The organism is Streptomyces sp. NBC_00075 (genome assembly GCF_045041225.1).
In the GTDB taxonomy this organism is placed as follows: domain Bacteria; phylum Actinomycetota; class Actinomycetes; order Streptomycetales; family Streptomycetaceae; genus Streptomyces; species Streptomyces adonidis.
In genome coordinates this window covers 4268616-4288256 of sequence record NZ_CP108243.1, presented here as the reverse complement: position 1 = coordinate 4288256, position 19641 = coordinate 4268616, and the positions used below count along the sequence as shown (strand labels likewise).

General features: G+C 69.5%; 18 protein-coding genes. 7 read left to right on the top strand and 11 right to left on the bottom strand.

All coding sequences use genetic code 11. The features are described 5' to 3' along the window. Positions 1-190 precede the first annotated feature (190 nt). From OG787_RS18405 to OG787_RS18385, 5 genes are all read left to right on the top strand, one after another. Positions 191-1201 carry a polyprenyl synthetase family protein gene (locus tag OG787_RS18405; protein ID WP_369033564.1) on the top strand — a complete coding sequence of 337 codons (1011 nt, stop codon included), beginning with the start codon at positions 191-193 and terminating at the stop codon, positions 1199-1201. 222 nt (positions 1202-1423) lie between these two features. After that, positions 1424-2419 (top strand): CHRD domain-containing protein, encoded by a 996-nt coding sequence (locus OG787_RS18400; protein WP_369033563.1) that lies wholly within the window; start codon positions 1424-1426, stop codon positions 2417-2419. A 264-nt stretch (positions 2420-2683) separates the two neighbouring features. Continuing rightward, positions 2684-3994 carry a LolA family protein gene (locus OG787_RS18395; protein ID WP_405535763.1) on the top strand — a complete coding sequence of 437 codons (1311 nt, stop codon included), beginning with the start codon at positions 2684-2686 and terminating at the stop codon, positions 3992-3994. 80 nt (positions 3995-4074) lie between these two features. Next, a complete protein-coding gene (locus tag OG787_RS18390; protein WP_405535762.1) occupies positions 4075-5064 on the top strand; it encodes an ATP-binding cassette domain-containing protein in 990 nt (329 codons plus the stop codon). Then, positions 5051-5986: an ABC transporter permease gene (locus OG787_RS18385; RefSeq protein ID WP_405535761.1), complete on the top strand. Its 936-nt coding sequence runs from the start codon at positions 5051-5053 to the stop codon at positions 5984-5986. The genes OG787_RS18390 and OG787_RS18385 overlap by 14 nt, the downstream gene beginning before the upstream one ends. A gap of 52 nt (positions 5987-6038) precedes the next feature. Here the strand turns inward: OG787_RS18385 and OG787_RS18380 are convergent, their stop codons facing one another. The 6 genes from OG787_RS18380 to OG787_RS18355 form a co-directional block, all read right to left on the bottom strand. Beyond that, positions 6039-6584, bottom strand: coding sequence for a flavodoxin family protein (locus OG787_RS18380; RefSeq protein WP_369033559.1), 546 nt, complete (start codon positions 6582-6584; stop codon positions 6039-6041). 97 nt (positions 6585-6681) lie between these two features. Further along, positions 6682-7935: an amidase gene (locus OG787_RS18375; protein WP_405535760.1), complete on the bottom strand. Its 1254-nt coding sequence runs from the start codon at positions 7933-7935 to the stop codon at positions 6682-6684. 66 nt (positions 7936-8001) lie between these two features. After that, positions 8002-8970, bottom strand: a complete 969-nt coding sequence (locus OG787_RS18370; protein ID WP_405535759.1) for a M28 family metallopeptidase — start codon at positions 8968-8970, stop codon at positions 8002-8004. A 160-nt stretch (positions 8971-9130) separates the two neighbouring features. Further along, complete coding sequence (locus OG787_RS18365; RefSeq protein ID WP_369033556.1) at positions 9131-9628, bottom strand: VOC family protein; 498 nt, start codon at positions 9626-9628, stop codon at positions 9131-9133. An 84-nt stretch (positions 9629-9712) separates the two neighbouring features. Next, entirely contained in the window at positions 9713-10681 is a 969-nt protein-coding gene (gene rarD / locus OG787_RS18360) for an EamA family transporter RarD (RefSeq protein ID WP_369033555.1), read from the bottom strand. A 181-nt stretch (positions 10682-10862) separates the two neighbouring features. After that, positions 10863-11714 carry an NAD(P)H-binding protein gene (locus OG787_RS18355; protein WP_405535758.1) on the bottom strand — a complete coding sequence of 284 codons (852 nt, stop codon included), beginning with the start codon at positions 11712-11714 and terminating at the stop codon, positions 10863-10865. A gap of 92 nt (positions 11715-11806) precedes the next feature. On the opposite strand from OG787_RS18355, the gene OG787_RS18350 reads away from it, so the two are divergent. Further along, the gene (locus OG787_RS18350) at positions 11807-12232 is read left to right on the top strand and encodes a winged helix-turn-helix transcriptional regulator (protein WP_405535757.1); all 426 of its coding nucleotides are present in this window, start codon (positions 11807-11809) and stop codon (positions 12230-12232) included. A 15-nt stretch (positions 12233-12247) separates the two neighbouring features. Here OG787_RS18350 and OG787_RS18345 read toward each other — a convergent pair whose 3' ends face one another. From OG787_RS18345 to OG787_RS18335, 3 genes are all read right to left on the bottom strand, one after another. Then, the gene (locus OG787_RS18345) at positions 12248-13333 is read right to left on the bottom strand and encodes a 2-oxoacid:ferredoxin oxidoreductase subunit beta (RefSeq protein WP_405535756.1); all 1086 of its coding nucleotides are present in this window, start codon (positions 13331-13333) and stop codon (positions 12248-12250) included. Beyond that, on the bottom strand, positions 13326-15311 hold the full coding sequence (locus OG787_RS18340) for a 2-oxoacid:acceptor oxidoreductase subunit alpha (protein WP_405535755.1): 1986 nt from the start codon (positions 15309-15311) through the stop codon (positions 13326-13328). Before OG787_RS18340 ends, OG787_RS18345 begins: the two co-directional genes overlap by 8 nt. 263 nt (positions 15312-15574) lie before the next feature. Further along, positions 15575-16234 (bottom strand): response regulator transcription factor, encoded by a 660-nt coding sequence (locus tag OG787_RS18335; RefSeq protein ID WP_330290511.1) that lies wholly within the window; start codon positions 16232-16234, stop codon positions 15575-15577. 86 nt (positions 16235-16320) lie between these two features. On the opposite strand from OG787_RS18335, the gene OG787_RS18330 reads away from it, so the two are divergent. After that, the gene (locus OG787_RS18330) at positions 16321-16458 is read left to right on the top strand and encodes a hypothetical protein (RefSeq protein ID WP_369033550.1); all 138 of its coding nucleotides are present in this window, start codon (positions 16321-16323) and stop codon (positions 16456-16458) included. 199 nt (positions 16459-16657) lie between these two features. On the opposite strand, the gene OG787_RS18325 is transcribed toward OG787_RS18330, so the two are convergent. Both OG787_RS18325 and OG787_RS18320 read right to left on the bottom strand, forming a co-directional pair. Then, entirely contained in the window at positions 16658-18079 is a 1422-nt protein-coding gene (locus OG787_RS18325; RefSeq protein ID WP_405535754.1) for a sensor histidine kinase, read from the bottom strand. 165 nt (positions 18080-18244) lie between these two features. Then, positions 18245-19459 (bottom strand): sensor histidine kinase, encoded by a 1215-nt coding sequence (locus OG787_RS18320; RefSeq protein WP_405535753.1) that lies wholly within the window; start codon positions 19457-19459, stop codon positions 18245-18247. Between the last annotated feature and the right edge of the window lie 182 nt (positions 19460-19641).

Genomic DNA, 19641 nt, shown 5'->3' with positions numbered 1-19641 from the left:
GATGTTTATGAATGTCCATACTTATGGGCTGATCAAAAACATTCCGGTCGTGATCCGATACCGCCTGGCCTGGACGGGCGGGCGCTCGTGGTGATCGAAACGTGACCGGATACGCTGACTTGAGTGATGGCAGCGACCTATCGGCACACCGTGTGACCGCCAGTAGACACCAGCAGACAGGAGATCCCTCGTGACCGTCGTCGGGCCGTTCGGGCTGAGCGTGCGGGACCAGGCTCTCGAAGCCGATGTCCAGGCCGGATTGGCGGCTGTCGAGGAAGGGTTGCTCGAAGCCACCAAGAGCGAGGTGCCCTTCATCACGGAGGCCGCGCAGCACCTCGTACGGGCCGGCGGGAAGCGGTTCCGGCCGTTGCTCGTGATGCTCGCCTCGCAGTTCGGGGACCGGTACGCGCCGGGGATCGTGCCGTCGGCGGTGGTGGTGGAGCTGACCCACCTCGCGACGCTGTACCACGACGACGTCATGGACGAGGCCGAGGTGCGGCGCGGGGTGCCCAGCGCCAACACGCGCTGGGGGAACTCCGTCGCGGTCCTGACCGGCGACTTTCTCTTCGCGCGCGCCTCGCACATCCTCGCCGACCTCGGGCCCGAGGCGGTGCGGGTGCAGGCGGAGGCGTTCGAGCGGCTGGTGACCGGGCAGATCCTGGAGACGGCGGGGCCGTCCGACGGGCGGGACCCGGTCGAGCACTACCTGGACGTACTGGGCGGGAAGACCGGGTCGCTGGTGGCCGTGGCCTGCCGGTTCGGGGCGATGATGTCCGGCGCCGACGACAGTGTCGTGGACGTGCTCACCCAGTACGGGGAGCGGCTCGGGGTCGCCTTCCAGCTCGCGGACGACGTGCTGGACATCGCGTCCGACTCCCACGAGTCCGGGAAGACGCCCGGGACGGATCTGCGGGAGGGCATTCCCACGATGCCCGTGCTGCGGTTGCGCGAGCGGGTGGCTCGGATGGGGCTGGCCGAGGATGTCGCGCTGTGCGAGCTGCTGGACTCCGATCTGAGTGACGACGCGCGGCATGCGGAGGCGTTGGCTCGGCTGCGGGTGCATCCTGCGTTGGCTCAGGCTCGGCGGGACACGGTGCGGTTCGCTGAGGAGGCGCGGGCTGCGTTGGTGCCGTTGGCGGAGTGCGATGCGAAGGTGGCGTTGGGGGAGATGTGTGACGCGGTGGTGCATCGGGCTGGGTAGGGTTTTCGCCCCCGCCGCCCCTACCCGTTCCCATCCTTCTGGGGGCTGTGCCCCCAGACCCCCCTTTCGCGCTGGACGCGCTCGTCCTCAAACGCCGGACGGGCTAAAAACATGTGGCGCGCGTCACATGGCTGGACTAAGTCCAAACCGAGACCTCTTCCCGTATTGGTTCCAGAAGCTGACGCAGGGGGCGTCAGCTGCGATACGGGGAGAAAAAGAATCATGGGACGTAAAAGCCTGATCGTTTCCGGGGTCTCGGTGGTCGCCGCTGCCGGTATCGCCGCCGCCGTTCTTCCGGCGGTGGCCGCGAACGGAGATCGCGGTGGTGATCGCAACGCCCACGCCGACCACGTGGGCATCGTCACCCAGGGTGTCGGCGCCGGAAGCGGTGGCACCGTTCTCGCCGCCAGTCTTCGGGGTGCCAACGAGGTGCCCGTGGCCGGCGGGCCCGCCGTCGGGGACCGGGACGGGGCCGCCGTCGAGTTCGTCAAGGTCAAGGGCGACAAGGTGTCCGTCGCCGTGGCCTGGCGCGGTACCGGCAAGCCGACCCTCCTCCACATCCACCAGGGCGCCAAGGGCACGAACGGTGGCGTCAAGATCGACTTCACCGGGTTGCTCGGCAAGGGCAGCGGTGGTGGCAAGGGACGTACCGTCACAGGGACTGTCAAGGTCAATGACGCCGCCCTGCTCGCGAAGCTCAAGTCCGACCCCGGCGCCTTCTACGCCAATCTGCACACCGCCGAGTTCCCGGGCGGAGCCGTCCGTGGCCAGCTCCACAAGGTCACCGTCGCCTCCTTCGACTTCCGGGACGCCCTCGACAACTTCCAGGCGTCCGTCGTCAAGGGCAAGCAGATCTACCAGTGCAAGCCGGCCGAGGGCGGCGGGTACGCCTTCGCGCAGCGCGATGTCAGCGCCGTACTCGGCGGGAACATCGCGCACACCTTCGTGAAGCCCAACTCCGGTACGCCGCAGTGGATCGCCCCCGACCGCAGCGCGGTCACCGGGTCGCTGATCTCCAAGACCCCGAACGGCGACAGGAACATCCCCGAACTGGACCTCAGGGCCACGCAGTCCGGCAAGCACCGCGGGCTGCTCGCCCGTACGACCGAGATCCTGCGGCTGAACACCGTGGGCGGCGTCGCACCGGCCGGTTCCTGCTCGCCCGGCACCATCGTGGGCGTCCCCTACCAGGCGGACTACGTGTTCCTGCGGAACTGAGCCACGGAGTCGCCGGACGATCGGCATCGAGGCGGGGCTTCCCCGGATACCACCACCACACGACCCCTACGGGTCGGGGGAAGCACCGCCTCCTCATGTCATCCCGTAGCAGTACGCGGAGTTGAGACCAAGGTCTGACGATTCCCCTTCGTCGATTTGGTGAGATGGAAAGCACCACTCCTCACCGGTTCGGGTGAGAATGGCGGCTCAGGGTGGACAGGTGTGGGACTGACAGCCGCCGCCGACGACGGAGGTAAGGCACACATGGCACCGTACGAAGAGGCCAAGTCCGGCAACCGGATCGAGGCCGAGATCGAGACCGAGGCCGAGGACGTGCCCTCGCGGCGCCGCAAGGCCGCGCGGTACGCCGCCCCGGCCGTGGTGATCGGTCTGACGGCCGCGACGATCGGGCTGGTACCGGCGTTCGCCGGCTCCGGTGACCCCGATCTACCGAAGATCAGCGCGCAGGAACTCATCGAGAAGATCGCCGCGTCGGACACCCAGCAGCTGTCCGGCACGGTGAAGATCAGCACGGACCTGGGGCTGCCCGACCTCGGCGGTCTGGAGAGCGGCCTGCTCTCGGGCGGCCTCGGCGGGGGTTCCGGCGATTCGGGGTCGGCCGCCGATCCGAGCGCCAAGCTCCTCGAACTGGCCTCCGGCACGCACACGGTCCGGGTCGCCGTCGACGGCCCCGACAAGCAGAAGGTGTCGCTGCTGGAGAAGGCCGCCGAGTACAGCGTCATCCACAACGGCGACGAGGTGTGGGCGTACGACAGTTCGTCGAACGAGGCGTACCACGCGACGGCCCCCGCATCCGAGAGCGGCAAGGACAAGGCCGACGGCAAGGGCCAGGCCCTGCCCGACGACGTGCCCGCCACGCCCAAGGAGTTCGCCGAGGAGGCCCTGAAGGCGGCCGACGACACGACTTCCGTGACCGTCGACGGCACCGCCCAGGTCGCCGGCCGCGACGCGTACAAGCTGGTCATCAAGCCGAAGGCGTCCGGGTCCACGGTCGGGGCGATCAGTATCGCGGTCGACTCGAAGACCGGTACGCCGCTGAAGTTCACGCTCACCCCGGCGAGCGGCGGCGCGGCCGTCGTGGACGCCGGCTTCGTCGACGTCGACTTCGCCAAGCCCGCCGCCTCGACCTTCGACTTCACCCCGCCCAAGGGCACGAAGGTCACCGAGGAGGGCTCGGCCAAGGCCGACGAGGACTTCGGCAAGGAGTTCGGCAAGGAACTCGACGGCGACGTCTCGGGAACCGAGGGCCACGGGTGGGCGCACGGGGCCGAGGACGGCGGCGATGGCGTCAAGATCATCGGCGAGGGCTGGAACTCCATCGCCGCCTTCGACTCGGGCGCCGAGAGCGGCCTGCCGTCGGCCGGTGACTCCCCGGACGCCGGCGCGTTCGGCGGCTTCCTCGACTCCTTCGGCGACAAGGTCTCCGGCGACTTCGGCTCCGGCACGGTCTTCAAGACCCGCCTGATCAACGCCCTGATGACGGACGACGGCAAGCTCTACGTCGGCGCCGTCACGAAGGACGCGCTCGTGAAGGCGGCGAACGCGGACCGGTAACTCGCGTAACTCCCGTTCGGGAACCTCCGGACGCGAATCCCTGTTGTACGAGTAGACGACCGAGGGAGCCGGGGGAGCCCATGGAGGAAGCGTCCACCGCGGAGCGGGGAGAGCCGGAAGAGGTGCACCGGGGTGACGATGGCGCGGTCATCGTCACCCGTGCCCTCACCAAGCGCTACCGCGGTGGACAGCTCGCCGTCGACGCTCTCGACCTCACCGTCCCGGCGGGCAGCGTCTTCGGTTTCCTCGGGCCGAACGGCTCCGGCAAGACGACCACCATCCGCATGCTGATGGGCCTGATCGAGCCGACGTCGGGCACGGCGCGGGTGCTGGGGCGGCCGATGCCCCGTGCCACCCGCGCCGTGCTGCCGCATGTCGGCGCGCTCATCGAAGGACCCGCGCTGTACGGCTTCCTCTCGGGCCGCGACAACCTCGTCCGGTACGACGCCGCAGACCCGACCGCCGATCCGCGCACCCGGCGTACGCGCGTCGCGCACGCCCTGGACCGGGTGGGCCTCACGGCCGCCGCCGGCAAGAAGGCGAAGGCGTACTCGCTGGGCATGAAGCAGCGGCTCGGTCTCGCGGCGGCGCTGCTCCAGCCGCGCCGCCTGCTCGTCCTCGACGAGCCGACCAACGGGCTCGATCCACAGGGCATGCGCGAAATCCGTTCCCTGGTAAGGGAGTTGGCCTCCGACGGCACCACCGTCTTCCTCTCCTCCCACCTCCTCGACGAGATCGAGCAGGTCTGTACGCACGCGGCCGTCATGGCACAGGGCCGGCTGATCACCCAGGGCTCGGTGGCGGAGTTGGCCGCCGGGACCCGCGGACGCCTCGTCGTGACGACCCCGGACACGGCGGACGCGGCCCGCGTGCTGAAGGAGCAGGGCGCCTCGGACGTCGTCATCACCGAGGACCAGGTGACCGCAGAACCTCCGGACCGCGAACTCGCCGACGTCAACGCCGCGTTGGTCGGCGCGGGCGTCCGCGTCCGAGGCTTCGGCGTCGAACGGGCGTCCCTGGAGGACGCGTTCATGGCGCTGACGGGGGAGGGCTTCGATGTCGCAGGCTGAGGTTCAGGCAGGTGCCCCAAAGGGGCGCGAGGAACGGCGCGACCAGCCACGACAAACCGCCAGCCGTCGAACAACCGTCCGAGGCACCCTCTTCGGCAACGAACTCCTCACCACCTTCCGCCGCTGGCGCACCCTCGCCCTCCTGGGCGTACTGGCGGCGGTACCAATCCTCATCGGCATCGCAATCAAGATCGAGACCGGCGACGGTTCGTCCGGCGTCGGCGGTGGCCCGGGCGGGGGCGGCGGCGGAGGCCCCGCCTTCATCTCGCAGATCACCAACAACGGCCTCTTCCTGGTGTTCACGGCCCTGGCCGCAACCCTCCCCTTCTTCCTCCCGATGGCCATCGGCGTCATCGCGGGCGACGCGATAGCCGGCGAGGCAAGCGCGGGCACCCTCCGCTATCTGCTGGTCGCCCCGGCCGGCCGCACCCGCCTGCTCCTCACCAAGTACGCGACCACGCTGACGTTCTGCCTGGTCGCGACGCTGGTGGTGGCACTGTCGGCGCTCACGGTCGGCGCCCTGCTCTTCCCGCTCGGCGATCTGATGACGATCTCCGGTACGAGCATCAGCTTCACGGAGGGACTGGGGCGGGCGCTGCTGATCGCGCTGGTCGTCGCCGCGTCACTGATCGGGGTGGCGGCGCTCGGCCTGTTCATCTCCACCCTGACGAGCAGCGGCATCGCGGCGATGGCGACGACCGTCGGACTGCTCATCACCGTCCAGATCCTCGACCAGATACCCCAACTGCACGCGCTCCAGCCGTACTTCTTCTCCCACTACTGGCTGTCCTTCGCCGACCTCATGCGCGAACCGGTCTACTGGGACGACCTGGTGAAGAACCTCGGCATCCAGGCCGTGTACGCGGCGGTGTTCGGCTCGGCGGCCTGGGCGCGGTTCACGACGAAGGACATCACCGCCTGAACTCCCCTCGCCCGAACGGGCCGAGTCGCCCGAATGGGCCGAACCGGCCGGACTATGCGAAGAACGTCTTCGCGCGGGTGAGCGCGTCGGTGTCCTTCAGTACGTCACCGGGCTTGCTCCCGTTGCCGAGCAGCACCCCGCCGAACCGCATCCCCATGTACGCGGCCGAGTTGCGGAGCGTACCGACCAGCGGGTCGGCGAACGCCGGGTCCGGGTCGGCGAGGACGGTGACGCCCCAGAGCGTGCGTCCGGCGAGGGTGGCCTTGAAGTCCAGGCCGGGAGTGCGCAGCCAGCCCGACCAGTAGTCGAGATAGCGCTTGACGGGGGCGGACACCGAGTACCAGTACAGCGGCGAGACGATCACGATGTCCGTGGCCGCGAGCGTCGCGTCGAGCAGGAGGGCCGTGTTGTTTCCGGTGGGCCGGACGTGGTCCGCGTCATGGCGCAGATCCTCGAAGTCGGGCAGTGGATGCTCGGCGAGACTCAGCCAGCGCTGCTCGACCTCGGCGGGCAGTTGTTCGGCGGCCCGGCGGGCGAGCGCCTCGGTGTTGCCGTCGGTGCGGCTGCTGCCCAGGAGGAAGAGGAAGCTGCGGTTCATGGTGGGCCCCCGGTGCGGTTGGCGTACGGCAGGTGTGGCGCGCACGGTGAGTCAATGCGCACAGTACATGCGTGTGCATTAATGACTGGCCTGTGCATCAACAGCCGGCCAGGCCCGCTTGTTCCTCCGCCTCCGCCATGACCCGCAGCAGTACCTGCTCCTCGCCGTGCCGGGCCACGACCTGGAGTCCGACCGGGCAGCCGTCCGGGCCGAAACCCGCCGGGATGCTCGCCGCCGGGTGCCCGCTGAGGTTGAACGCCCAGGTGAGCGCGGTCGAGTACCGGTCGCCCGGACCCTCGTGGCCGTGTGGCGGGTTCGGCGTCGTGGGGGTCAGCAGCAGGTCGGCCCGGCTGAACAGCTCCGCGAGCCGCCGGTCGTTGGCGGCACGCAGCCGGTGCGCCGCCGCCGTATCGCCGCCGCCCGTATTCGCACCCCTAGCCCCACCGCCACCCCCACCCGCACCCGGCGCCCGCAGCGCCAGCCAAGCCGGCCCCGGATCGTCGAGGCGTACGACAGCATCGTCCGGCGGCAACAGCCGTACGACCCCGGCACCGTCGAGCCGCAGCGCGGCCCCGTGCGCGACGAGGGCCGGCCCGGGATCGGAGCGGGCGAAGCCGAGGGAGTCGGACCAGAGAGCGGTGAGGGGCCGCCGCACGGACTCGCACTCCTCGTCCCCCTCCTCCGCCACGCACCGCCAGTACGCCCCCAGGTCGACCGCCCGCCGAGCCACCGCCCCCACCGCGCTCAGCCCCGTCCGGTCGGGATGCGGCAGACGCCCGTTCGTCGACTTGAGGCCGAACACCCCGCACCAGGCGGCCGGGATGCGTATGGACCCGGCGCCGTCCGCGCCCGTCGCGAGAGGGACCAGGCCCGCTGCCACAGCCGCCCCGGCCCCCGCCGACGAACCGCCCGGCACCCGGTCCGCCCGCCACGGGTTGACCGTCCGTCCACCGGCCCCAAGTCCCCAGGTCTGCCAGGGGGTTCCGGGCGCAGGTACGGACGTGGCGCCCACCGGCACACACCCGGCGGCGATCAGCCGTACCGCGTCCGCCGCCCGCTCCCCGTACCGCCCCTTCACCGCGAGCGGAACGCCCGCGAGCGGCAGCCGCTCACCCGCCGCGACCCGGACATCGACCTCGCGCGCCCGGCGAACCGCCGCCTCGCCCCAGACCTCCCTGAACGCACACAACTCCGCGTCCACGGCGGCGATCCGGGCGAGCGCGGAGGTGACGGCCTCGACGGCGGTCACCTCCCGCGCCCGTACGGCGGCGGCGATCTCCGCGATCGGGAGGCTCAACTTGTCACCCTCTTCCCCCGTACCGACCGATGATCTACTGACCGATCTTGGCATCCGTAGGGTGCCGCCGATGCCATCGCCGGTGCGGTACGGGGGAGTTGGACCAACGGACCGCGTGCGTTACTCCGACAGCTCCCACACCGCGTACGCCGCCGCGTCACTGTTGCGGTCGAGGGCGGTGTCGTTGATGTTGGCCGTCGTGTCGCAGGACGAGTGGTAGCAGCGGTCGAACGCCTGGCCCGACGTACCGCCCCACTTGGCCGCCTGCGCCGCCGTCTTGATGTAGTCGGCGCCGCTGAACAGACCGCCGACCGGGACGCCCACGTTCTTGAAGGGCGCGTGGTCGGAGCGGCCGTCGCCCTCGGTCTCGATCTCGGTCGCGATGCCGAGGCCCGCGTAGTAGTCCTTGAAGGTCTGTTCGATGGTCGGGTCGTCGTCGTAGACGAAGTAGCCGGGGTTGGGCGAGCCGATCATGTCGAAGTTCAGATAGCCGTCGATGCGCGCGCGGTTCGCGGTGGAGAGGTTGTTGACGTAGTACCGGGACCCGACCAGCCCCAGCTCCTCCGCTCCCCACCAGGCGAAACGCAGATGCTTCGTGGGCTGGTACTGGGCGCGGGAGACCGCGAGCGCGATCTCCAGGACGGCGGCCGAACCACTGCCGTTGTCGTTGATGCCGGCGCCGGAGGTGACGCTGTCGAGGTGCGAGCCCGCCATGATCACCTGCTCGGGGTCGCCGCCGGGCCAGTCGGCGATCAGGTTGTAGCCGGTACGGCTGGACGCGGTGAACTGCTGGATGGTCGTGGTGAATCCGGCCGCGTCCAGCTTGGCCTTCACATAGTCGAGCGAGGCACGGTAGCCGGTTCTGCCGTGCGCCCGGTTGCCGCCGTTGGCGGTGGCTATGGACTGCAACTGGGTCAGATGCGCCTTGACGTTGGCCAGCGGCAGGTCGGGCGCGGCGGCGAGCTTCACGGACGAGTCGGGTGCGGGTGTCGCGCCGGCCGCCGTGCTCGTGGTGAGGAGCGCGGTGGTGGCGAGCACGGTGACGGCCACAGCGGTGGCTGTGGCGCGTCCGGGAACCGAGAGCTTCATGTGGGGGGCTCCGAATTCCTTGGGAATCACAGGGATTCCACAGCGGATAGGTGCCTGGATGGTGAAGCTCTGGCCAACTGTTCGTCAAGAGCGCTATCTGGACAGCGAGTTCGCATACCGGATGAACATGGACATGACTAACGCGCCCGGTGTGTTCGGTTCAGTGGACGCAGAACTCGTTCCCCTCCGGGTCCGCCATCACCACCCACTCACCGCCCATCTCCCGCACCTCCCGCAGGACTCTCGCCCCCAGCTCCGTCAGCCGCTCGACCTCGGGCGTGCGCAGGTCCGGGCCCGGGTGCAGATCGAGGTGGAGCCGGTTCTTACCCGTCTTCTGCTCCGGCACGCGCTGGAACAGCAGCCGCCGCCCGAGCCCGGTCCCGCTCTCCTCCTCGTACGGATCACCGGGATGCCGTACGGCCGCCAGGTCCCGCCAGGCGTGTCGGCCGTCCACCTCGACGGTCAGCTCGTCCGGCACGGCACCGATGCTCAGCAGCCGCTCGACCAGCGCACTGTGGTCCTCGACGGTGTACGCGAGCGCGGCACCCCAGAAACCGGCCTGCGCGTGCGGCTCCGCGCAGTCGACGACCAGCTTCCAGTGGACGGGGGTGGGCGTGGGGACGGGGGCGGATTGGGTGGATCCGGGCGTCAGCGTCATGGAAACCACTTATAACGTGCCGCACTGACAACGCCCCGCTTCAGCGGCGGACGTCCTGCGTGTTCAGGCGGACGTCCCGCGTGTTCAACCGCGTACGTCCTGCGCGGCCTCCGCCGGCCGGGGAGCGGGGATCGCCTCGGCCCCCGCCCTGAGTGCCCGCGCCCCCCGCCGAGCCGCCCGCAGCGCGTCCCACGTCAACAGGGCGAGCGCCAGCCACACCAGGGCGAAGCCGGCCCAGCGTTCCGGGGGCATGGCCTCGTGGAAGTAGAGGATGCCGAGGAGGAACTGGAAGACGGGGGCCAGGTACTGGAGCAGGCCCAGGGTCGACAGGGGCACCCGGATCGCCGCCGCGCCGAAGCAGACCAGCGGGAGGGCGGTGACGATGCCGGTCGCCGCGAGCAGGGCCGCGTGCCCGGGGCCCTCCTGACCGAAGGTCGCCTCGCCCTGTCCGCCCAGCCACAGCAGGTAGGCCAGCGCGGGCAGGAACTGGACCGCGGTCTCGGCGGCCAGGGATTCGACCCCGCCCAGGTTGACCTTCTTCTTGACCAGGCCGTACGTGGCGAACGAGAAGGCCAGACAGAGGGAGATCCAGGGCGGCCGGCCGTATCCGACCGTCAGGACGAGCACGGCGGCGAGACAGACGCCGACCGCCGTCCACTGCACCGGCCGCAGCCGCTCCTTCAGCAGGATCACGCCCATGGCGATGGTGACCAGCGGGTTGATGAAGTAGCCGAGCGAGGCCTCGACCACGTGCCCGGTGTTCACGGCCCAGATGTAGACGCCCCAGTTGACCGTGATGAGCGCCGCCGCGACAGCTATCAGTGCCAGTCGGCGCGGTTGCCTCAGCAGCTCGCCCGCCCAGGCCCAGCGGCGCAGCACCAGCAGCGCGATACCGACGACTGCGAGGGACCACACCATCCGGTGGGCCAGGATCTCGACCGCCCCGGCCGGCTTCAGCAGCGGCCAGAAGAGCGGAACGAGGCCCCACATCCCGTATGCCGCGAAGCCGTTCAGCAGACCCGTGCGCTGCTCGCTCGTGGGCTTCCCGGCCACCGGTGCCTCCCCCTCGTATCAGCACATCGTCATATGGACGTGCGCGTCCCTGACGGTAACGCCGAGCACCCCCGGCTGTCATGCTCGTATCGCGATACGGTCATGACAGCCGGGGGTGGTGTCCTCAGGGGTGCTACGGGGGAGTGCGTGCCCCTGAGGGGTCCAGGGGGTGTGGGTGACGTCAGGCCTTGAGCGCGGCGGCGATCGACTCGGCGATCGGCGTGGTCGGGCTGCCGGTCAGGCGGGACAGGTCGCCCGGGGTGCCGGCCAGCTGGCCCTGCTCGATGGACGCGTCCACGCCCGCGAGGATCGCGGCGAGGCCCTCGGGCAGACCGGCGCCGACCAGGATGCCGGTGAAGACCTCGACCGAGACCGCGTTGTAGGGGACGTCCTTGCCGGACTGCTTGGAGATCTCGGCCGCGTACTCGGCGAAGCTCCAGGCGGTGTCGCCGCTCAGCTCGTACGTCGAGTTCTCGTGACCCTCGCCGGTCAGCACCGCGACAGCGGCGGCGGCGTAGTCGGCACGCGCGGCCGAGGCGACCTTGCCCTCGCCGGCGGCCTGCGTGACGCCGTGCTCCAGGGCGACGGCGAGCTGCTCGGTGTAGTTCTCGTTGTACCAGCCGTTGCGCAGCAGCGAGTAGGGGACGCCGGACTCGAGGATCGCTGCCTCGGTGCCCTTGTGGTCGTCGGCGAGCGCGGCGGTCAGAGTGCCGGGGGCGCTGGTGTACGCGAGCAGCGCGGCGCCCGCGGCCTTGGCGGCCTCCAGGACGACCTTGTGCTGGCCGACACGGCCCTTGTCGAACTCGTTGCCGGAGATGAGCAGCACCTTGTCGCCGGCGGCTATGACACCGTCGAAGGTCTCGGGCTCGTTGTAGTCGGCGACGGCGATCTTCACGCCGCGGGCCGCGAAGCCGGACGCCTTCTCCGCGTCGCGTACGACGGCGGTGATCTGGTCGGCCGGAACCTTCTCCAGCAGCTGCTCGACGACGTGACGACCGAGGTGGCCGGTGGCTCCGGTGACGACGATGCTCATGATGTGAATCTCCTTGTGGGATGCGGGCTGGCACTAACCCTAGGAGAAGCGCTAACTCTTGGAAAGTACCCACTTTCAAGTAAGGTACTTACATGGCAGTAAGTGCGGCAGTGAGCGGCGAGGCCGAAGTCAGGGGCAAGTACACGGCGGTCGACGCCGAGGGCAGGTGCCCGTACCGCCTGGTCATGGAGCACGTCACCAGCCGCTGGGGTGTGCTCGTCCTCATGGAGCTGATGGAGCGCTCGTACCGCTTCAGCGAGCTGCGCCGGGCCATCGACGGCGTCAGCGAGAAGATGCTGACACAGACCCTCCAGACGCTGGAGCGCGACGGCATGGTCCACCGGGACGCGAAGCCGGTCATCCCGCCCCGCGTCGACTACTCGCTCACCGACCTCGGCCGCGAGGCCGCCGCCCAGGTCAGCGCCCTGGCCGGCTGGACGAAGGACCGCATGCCGGACGTGGCCCGGGCCCGCGAGGCGTACGACGAGGCCCGGGCCGCAAAGACCCGGGCCTCGTAGTCGCTCGCGAACAGGTCAGCCGGCGACGGTCCAGGTGTCGCTGCCCGTGAGCAGTGCGCCGAGGTCGCCCTTGCCGTTCTGGACGATCGCGGTGTCCAGCTGCTCGGCCATCTGTGTGTCGTACACGGGCCGGTCGACCGAGCGGAAGACGCCGATGGGCGTGTGGTGCAGGGTGTCCGGGTCGGCGAGCCGGGAGAGCGCGAACGCGGTGGTCGGGGACGCGGAGTGCGCGTCGTGCACGAGCACGTCGGCCTCGTTGTCGGCGGTGACGGCGACCACCTTCAGATCGCCGGTCGCCCGGTCCCGTACGACACCCTTGGCGTGGTCGGTGCCGAAGCGGATCGGCTGCCCGTGCTCCAGCCGGATCACCGCCTCCTCGGCCTGCTGCTTGTCCTTGAGGACCTCGAAGGCGCCGTCGTTGAAGATGTTGCAGTTCTGGTAGATCTCGACGAGCGCGGTCCCGGGGTGGGCGGCGGCCTCGCGCAGCACGCCCGTGAGGTGCTTGCGGTCGGAGTCGACGGTCCGGGCCACGAAGGACGCCTCGGCGCCGATCGCCAGCGACACCGGGTTGAAGGGCGCGTCCAGCGAGCCCATCGGCGTCGACTTGGTGATCTTGCCGACCTCGCTGGTGGGCGAGTACTGGCCCTTGGTCAGCCCGTAGATCCGGTTGTTGAAGAGCAGGATCTTGAGGTTGACGTTGCGCCGCAGGGCGTGGATCAGATGGTTGCCGCCGATGGAGAGCGCGTCGCCGTCACCGGTGACCACCCAGACGGACAGATCGCGTCGGCTGGTGGCGAGGCCGGTGGCGATGGCGGGAGCGCGCCCGTGGATCGAATGCATCCCGTAGGTGTTCATGTAGTACGGGAAGCGGGAGGAGCACCCGATCCCGGACACGAAGACGATGTTCTCCTTCGCCAGCCCCAGCTCGGGCATGAAGCCCTGTACGGCGGCGAGGACCGCGTAGTCCCCGCAGCCGGGGCACCAGCGCACTTCCTGATCGGACTTGAAGTCCTTCATGGACTGCCTGGCCTCGGCCTTGGGCACCAGAGTGAGTGCCTCGATCGTGCCGGTACCGGAGCCTTCCGTGGACGTCTCAGCCATCGATGGCCTCCTTGAGAGCCGTGGCGAGCTGTTCGGCCTTGAACGGCATACCGTTGACCTGGTTGTACGAGTGGGCGTCCACCAGGTACTTCGCCCGGATCAGCGTGGCGAGCTGGCCGAGGTTCATCTCGGGGATCACGACCCGGTCGTAACGCCTCAACACCTCACCGAGGTTGCGCGGGAAGGGGTTGAGGTGGCGCAGATGGGCCTGCGCGATCGGCTGCCCGGCCGCCCGCAGCCGCCGTACGGCCGCCGTGATCGGCCCGTAGGTGGAACCCCAGCCCAGCACAAGGGTGTTGGCAGCGCCCGACGGCTCGTCGACAACGAGATCCGGTACGTCGATGCCGTCGATCTTGGCCTGGCGGGTACGGACCATCAGGTCGTGGTTGGCCGGGTCGTACGAGATGTTGCCCGTGCCGTCCTGCTTCTCGATGCCACCGATCCGGTGTTCGAGCCCGGGGGTGCCGGGGATCGCCCACGGCCGGGCGAGGGTCTGCGGGTCCCGCTTGTAGGGCCAGAAGACCTCGGTGCCGTCGTCGAGGGTGTGGTTGGGTCCCTGGGCGAACTGCACCCGCAGATCGGGCAGTTCGTCGACCTCGGGGATGCGCCAGGGCTCCGAGCCGTTGGCGAGATACCCGTCGGAGAGCAGGAAGACGGGAGTGCGGTAGGTGAGCGCGATCCGGGCGGCCTCGATCGCCGCGTCGAAGCAGTCGGCGGGCGTGCACGGGGCCACGATCGGGACCGGGGCCTCGCCGTTGCGCCCGAACATGGCCTGCAACAGGTCGGCCTGCTCGGTCTTGGTCGGCAGCCCGGTGGAGGGCCCGCCGCGCTGGATGTCGATGACCAGCAAGGGCAGTTCCATCGAAACGGCCAGCCCGATGGTCTCGGACTTCAGCGCCACCCCCGGCCCGGAGGTGGTGGTGACGGCCAGCGCCCCGCCGAAGGCGGCGCCCAACGCGGCCCCGATACCCGCGATCTCGTCCTCGGCCTGGAAGGTCCGGACCCCGAAGTTCTTGTGCCGGCTCAGCTCGTGCAGGATGTCCGAGGCGGGCGTGATCGGGTACGACCCCAAGTACAGCGGCAGATCGGCCTGTTGGCCGGCCGCGATGAGCCCGTACGACAGAGCCAGGTTCCCGGAGATGTTGCGATAGGTCCCGGTGGGGAACGCGGTGGAGGCCGGCGCGACCTCGTAACTCACCGCGAAATCCTCAGTGGTCTCCCCGAAGTTCCAACCGGCCCTGAACGCGGCGAGGTTGGCGGCGGCGATCTCGGGCTTCTTGGCGAACTTGGCGGCCAGGAACTTCTCGGTGCCCTCGGTCGGCCGGTGGTACATCCAGCTCAACAGCCCCAGCGCGAACATGTTCTTGCTGCGCTCGGCCTCCTTGCGGGAGAGCGCGAACTCCTTGAGCGCCTCGACGGTGAGAGTGGTCAACGGCACGGGATGCAGGCTGTACCCGTCAAGCGAGCCGTCCTCCAATGGGGAGACCGGATACCCGACCTTCTGCATGGCCCGCTTGGTGAACTCGTCCGTGTTGACGATGATCTCGGCGCCGCGCGGCACATCGGCGATGTTCGCCTTCAGCGCGGCCGGGTTCATCGCGACGAGCACATTGGGCGCGTCACCGGGCGTGAGGATGTCGTGGTCGGCGAAATGCAGTTGGAACGAAGAAACGCCCGGCAGTGTTCCTGCGGGCGCTCGGATCTCGGCGGGGAAGTTCGGCAGAGTGGACAGATCGTTCCCGAAGGACGCGGTCTCGGAGGTGAAACGGTCCCCCGTGAGCTGCATTCCGTCCCCGGAGTCCCCCGCGAACCGAATAATCACCCGATCGAGTCGCCGTACGTCCTTCACACCGGCCGGACTGCGCTGCTCTCCCACGACGGATCCGACGGCTCCGACGTCTGAGTCGGCCTTCTCCGCTGACCCGTTCGCTGAACCGTTCGCTGAACTGTCCGCTGGACTGCTGACCTGGCTGGTCACTGAACTGGACCTCCTTCGAGGCGGCGGCCTGGGGCGGCCCTCCCGCGGACCTTCCCAGGATCAACAGTACGTCGGTAAGGGTCGCCTTCCCTGGACCGATCGCATGATGGACGCCATTTTGAGACGGTTCGGCGCCCTGACTTGTCATGATTTCCTGCCCCGCAGCGCTGACTCGGTAGACGCTCCCGGCCGGGTCTCCGGTTCTGCCGCGGACCGAGCGCCTGTTGCCGGGTGCGGCCGGTCCCTGACGGGGTGTCAGACTGCTAGGAGTTGAGGTAGGTCAGAACGGCCAGAACCCGCCGGTGATCACCGTCGCTCGGCGAAAGCCCCAGCTTCAGAAAAATATTGCTGACGTGCTTCTCGACGGCACCGTCACTCACGACGAGCTGCCGCGCGATGGCCGAATTGGTCCGCCCCTCGGCCATCAGCCCCAGCACCTCCCGCTCCCGGGGCGTGAGCCCGGCAAGCACGTCCTGCTTACGGCTGCGCCCCAGCAACTGGGCCACGACCTCGGGATCGAGAGCGGTACCCCCCTGGGCCACCCGCACCACCGCGTCCACGAACTCCCGCACCTCGGCGACCCGGTCCTTCAGCAGATACCCGACGCCCCGGCTGGACCCGGCGAGCAGCTCGGTCGCGTACCGCTCCTCGACGTACTGCGACAGCACGAGCACACCGAGTTCCGGATGCGACTTCCGCAGCTGTACGGCGGCACGGACCCCTTCGTCGGTATGCGTGGGCGGCATCCGCACATCCGCGACGACGACGTCCGGGAGCTCGTCCTGTGCGGCCAGCTCGGTAATGGTCTTGATCAGCGCGACCCCGTCACCCACACCGGCGACGACGTCATGCCCACGGTCGGTCAACAACCGGGTCAGGCCCTCCCGAAGCAGCACTGAATCCTCGGCGATGACGACCCGCACCCTGTCCTCCACGATTCCCCGGCCCCCCCATACCCCGTCCGAACACCAGGCTCCAGCATCCCAGTATTCGGACGAGGAGGGGGAAGATGTCGAGGGGTTTCCTGCACGGCTCGGGCAGTTGTCTCGCCCCCGCCGCCCTTACCCGTTCCCATCCTCGGGGGCTGCCGCCCCCGAACCCCCGCATCGCGCTGAACGCGCTCGTCCTCAAGCGCCGGACGGGCTGAGTGGGTGGTGGCAGGTGGGTGGGCGGGGAAAAGGGTGGGCTCAGCACGGTTGCCCTCGAACGCCGGCCCCATCCAGCCCGTCCGGCGTTTGAGGACGAGCGCGTTCAGCGCGAAGGGGGGTCTGGGGGCGCAGCCCCCAGGAACGGGATGGGACGGGTAGGGGCGGCGGGGGCGAAAAAAACCGCCCCCGCACCACCGCTCACCCCCGCCAAGGCAACTCCGCAGTAACCCGAGTAGGCCCCCCCACCGGAGAATCCACCACCAAAATCCCATCCACCGCATCAAGCCGCCCCGCCAACCCCGCCAACCCCGACCCGCCGGAGGCATCCGCACCCCCCACCCCGTCATCCACCACCTGCAACATCAACCGGTTCTCCACCCGCCACACATCCACCGACGCCGACGCGGCCGACGCATGCTTGCTCACGTTCTGCAACAGCTCCGACACCGTGAAGTAAGCGATCCCCTCGATCGCCGCAGCAGGCCGCTCCACCAGATCCACCTCCACCTGCACAGGCACCGCACACCGAGAAGCCACCGCCGACAGAGCAGCGTCCAGCCCCCGATCCGTCAGCACCGCCGGATGAATCCCCCGCGCCAGATCCCGCAGCTCCTGCAAGGCCGTCTTCACCTCACCGTGCGCCTCGTCCACCATCCGAGCCGCAGCCTGCGGATCCTCCGTGAGCTTCTCCTTCGCGAGCCCCAGATCCATGGCCAGAGCCACCAGCCGCGCCTGCGCCCCGTCATGCAGATCCCGCTCGATCCGCCGCAGATCGGCGGCGGCCGTGTCGACCACGACCCCCCGGTCGGACTCCAGCTCGACGACCCGCGTCGCCAGCCGCGACGGCCCGAGCAGCCCCTGCACCATGACCCGGTCGACCAGGGTCAGCGCCCGCACGATCCAGGGCGTGGCCATGGTGAACAACAGCCCGACCAGCGCGGTCACGGTGACCTCGAACGGGTTGTCGAGGTAGATCCGGTGAGTCTCGTCGCCGTACAGCTGAAGGCCGTCCTGCCCGCCGTACATCGGAAAAACCCAGAACCACAGCGGATACGTGAGCAGCGCCCACCCATAGACCCAAAAGATCACCGCGACCAGGAACGAGAACATCGCCCAAGGCAGATGCAGCACCGAGAACAGCAGATGCCGCCACGAGGTACCGCTCTTGAGCACGCCCCCCATCCAGGCCGCCGCCCCCGACTTGCGGGTCCGCACCGGCTCCGGTTCGGCAACGTCGGCGCCGATCAGCGCCCGCGCCATCTTCCGTTCCAGCACCCCGAACCCCCGGCACCCCGCCAGGCCCACGGCCAGCACCGGAATCCCGAGGAAGGTGATCAGCAGCCCCGCACCGGTGGAGGCCATGGTGACGGCGTACGTGAACACCAGCACGCTGACCGGCAGGCTCAGCAGCACATACGCGAACTCACGCCAGCTGCGCGCCTCGACGGGCGCCCGCAACGCGGCCGGCAACCGAAACCGCCGCCCCCGCCCAGGCTCCTGATCCTCCGCCATTCCCCGCCCCCACTCCCCGAAGCCTCCGGCAACCCCGTCGCCCGTCCCGTGGAATCCGGCCCCGGGCCCGCCCTGCTGCCCGTACCCCTGTCCGTACTCCATGGCCATCGCCCCAGTCCGTCCTACTAGTCCTACGAGTCCCAGTCGGCGCGCCCGCCGCTGCCCTGTTCGCCTGCCATCAGCCTGCTCGCCCCGACCCCCACGGACCATGGAGCACGTAGGCGTCTTCCCCCGGGGGTTTTCCCTACCAAGACCCTGAAAAGGAAGCCCTGCCTACGACTGCTCGATCCGCTCCCGCCAGGGCAACTCGGCCGTGACCGTCGTGGGCCCGCCCTCGGGCGACTCGATGACGAACAGCCCGTCCACCGCGCCCAGCCGGTCCGCGAGCCCCGCCATCCCCGTACCGCCGTCCAGCCGCGCCCCGCCCCGGCCGTCGTCCCAGACCTGGATCAGCAGCCGGTCCTCGGTGCGCCACACGTCGACGGAGGCGTTCCGCGCCCCACTGTGCTTGCTGATGTTCTGGAGCAGCTCGGAGACCGTGAAGTAGGCGATGCCCTCGATGGCGGCGGCCGGCCTGGCCGGCAGATCGGCCGTGACCTGCACCGGCACCGTGCACCGTGATGCCACCGAAGACAGCGCGGCATCCAGCCCCCGGTCCGTCAGCACCGCCGGATGGATCCCGCGCGCCAGATCGCGCAGCTCCTGAAGCGCGAGCTTCACCTCGCCGTGCGCCTCCTCGACCATCGCTGCCACATGTTCGTCGGCCTGGCCCTCCAGCAGCTTCTCCTTGGCCAGCCCGAGCCCCATCGCGAGGTTCACGAGCCGGGCCTGCGCCCCGTCGTGCAGATCGCGCTCGATCCGCCGCAGATCGGCGGCGGCCGTGTCGACCACGACCCCCCGGTCGGACTCCAGTTCGGCGATACGGCGTTCCAGCTCGTCGGAGGGCGACAGCAGCCCGCGCACCATCGCCCGGTCCACGTTGGTGAGCCCCCGCGCAACGAACGGCAGCACCGGCCACAGCACGAACAACGACACGAGCACGACAGTGAAGGTGAGAACGGCCCACGGGAGCCGCACGAAGTCGTACAGGATGGTCCGCCAGCCGACCGGGTCCTTCAACGCCATCCACAACTGCCCGAAGAACCCGAGCTCCTGGCCCCGGGCGCCCCGCCCGCCGCGCAACGGCAGCGGACTCGGCTCGTCCACCCGTACCCCGAGCAGCGCCCTGGCCCGCGCCCGCTCGAACCGGCCCAGCAGGCGCGCGCCCATCAGCCCGCCGGCGAGGATCGGAAGGCCGATCACCGTGAGCGCGAGGAAGGAACCCACGGACACCACGGTCACCACATACACAAAACCGAACAACGCCATCGGCAGGTTGGCCAGGAGATGGGCGATCTCCTTCCAGGTGTGCGGGGCGAGGGCGAAACGGACAGGGGGCAGTCGGTCGCCCTCGGTTTCCGCGCTGGTGGCGGTGATACGTGCGGTCATGTTCGCCAGCCTGCCCGCCGCCGCGCCCCGGCGCCATGAGGCGGACCGCCCGCCGACCCGGGGGAAAACCCCACCTTGCACATCACTTCGGGCATGGCCATGTGTGACGGGCTGCTTACGGTCTCTTTAGCAGGCCCTAGACTCCCGTCCGTACAGATCGCCGAACGCCAGGGAGCGAGGGA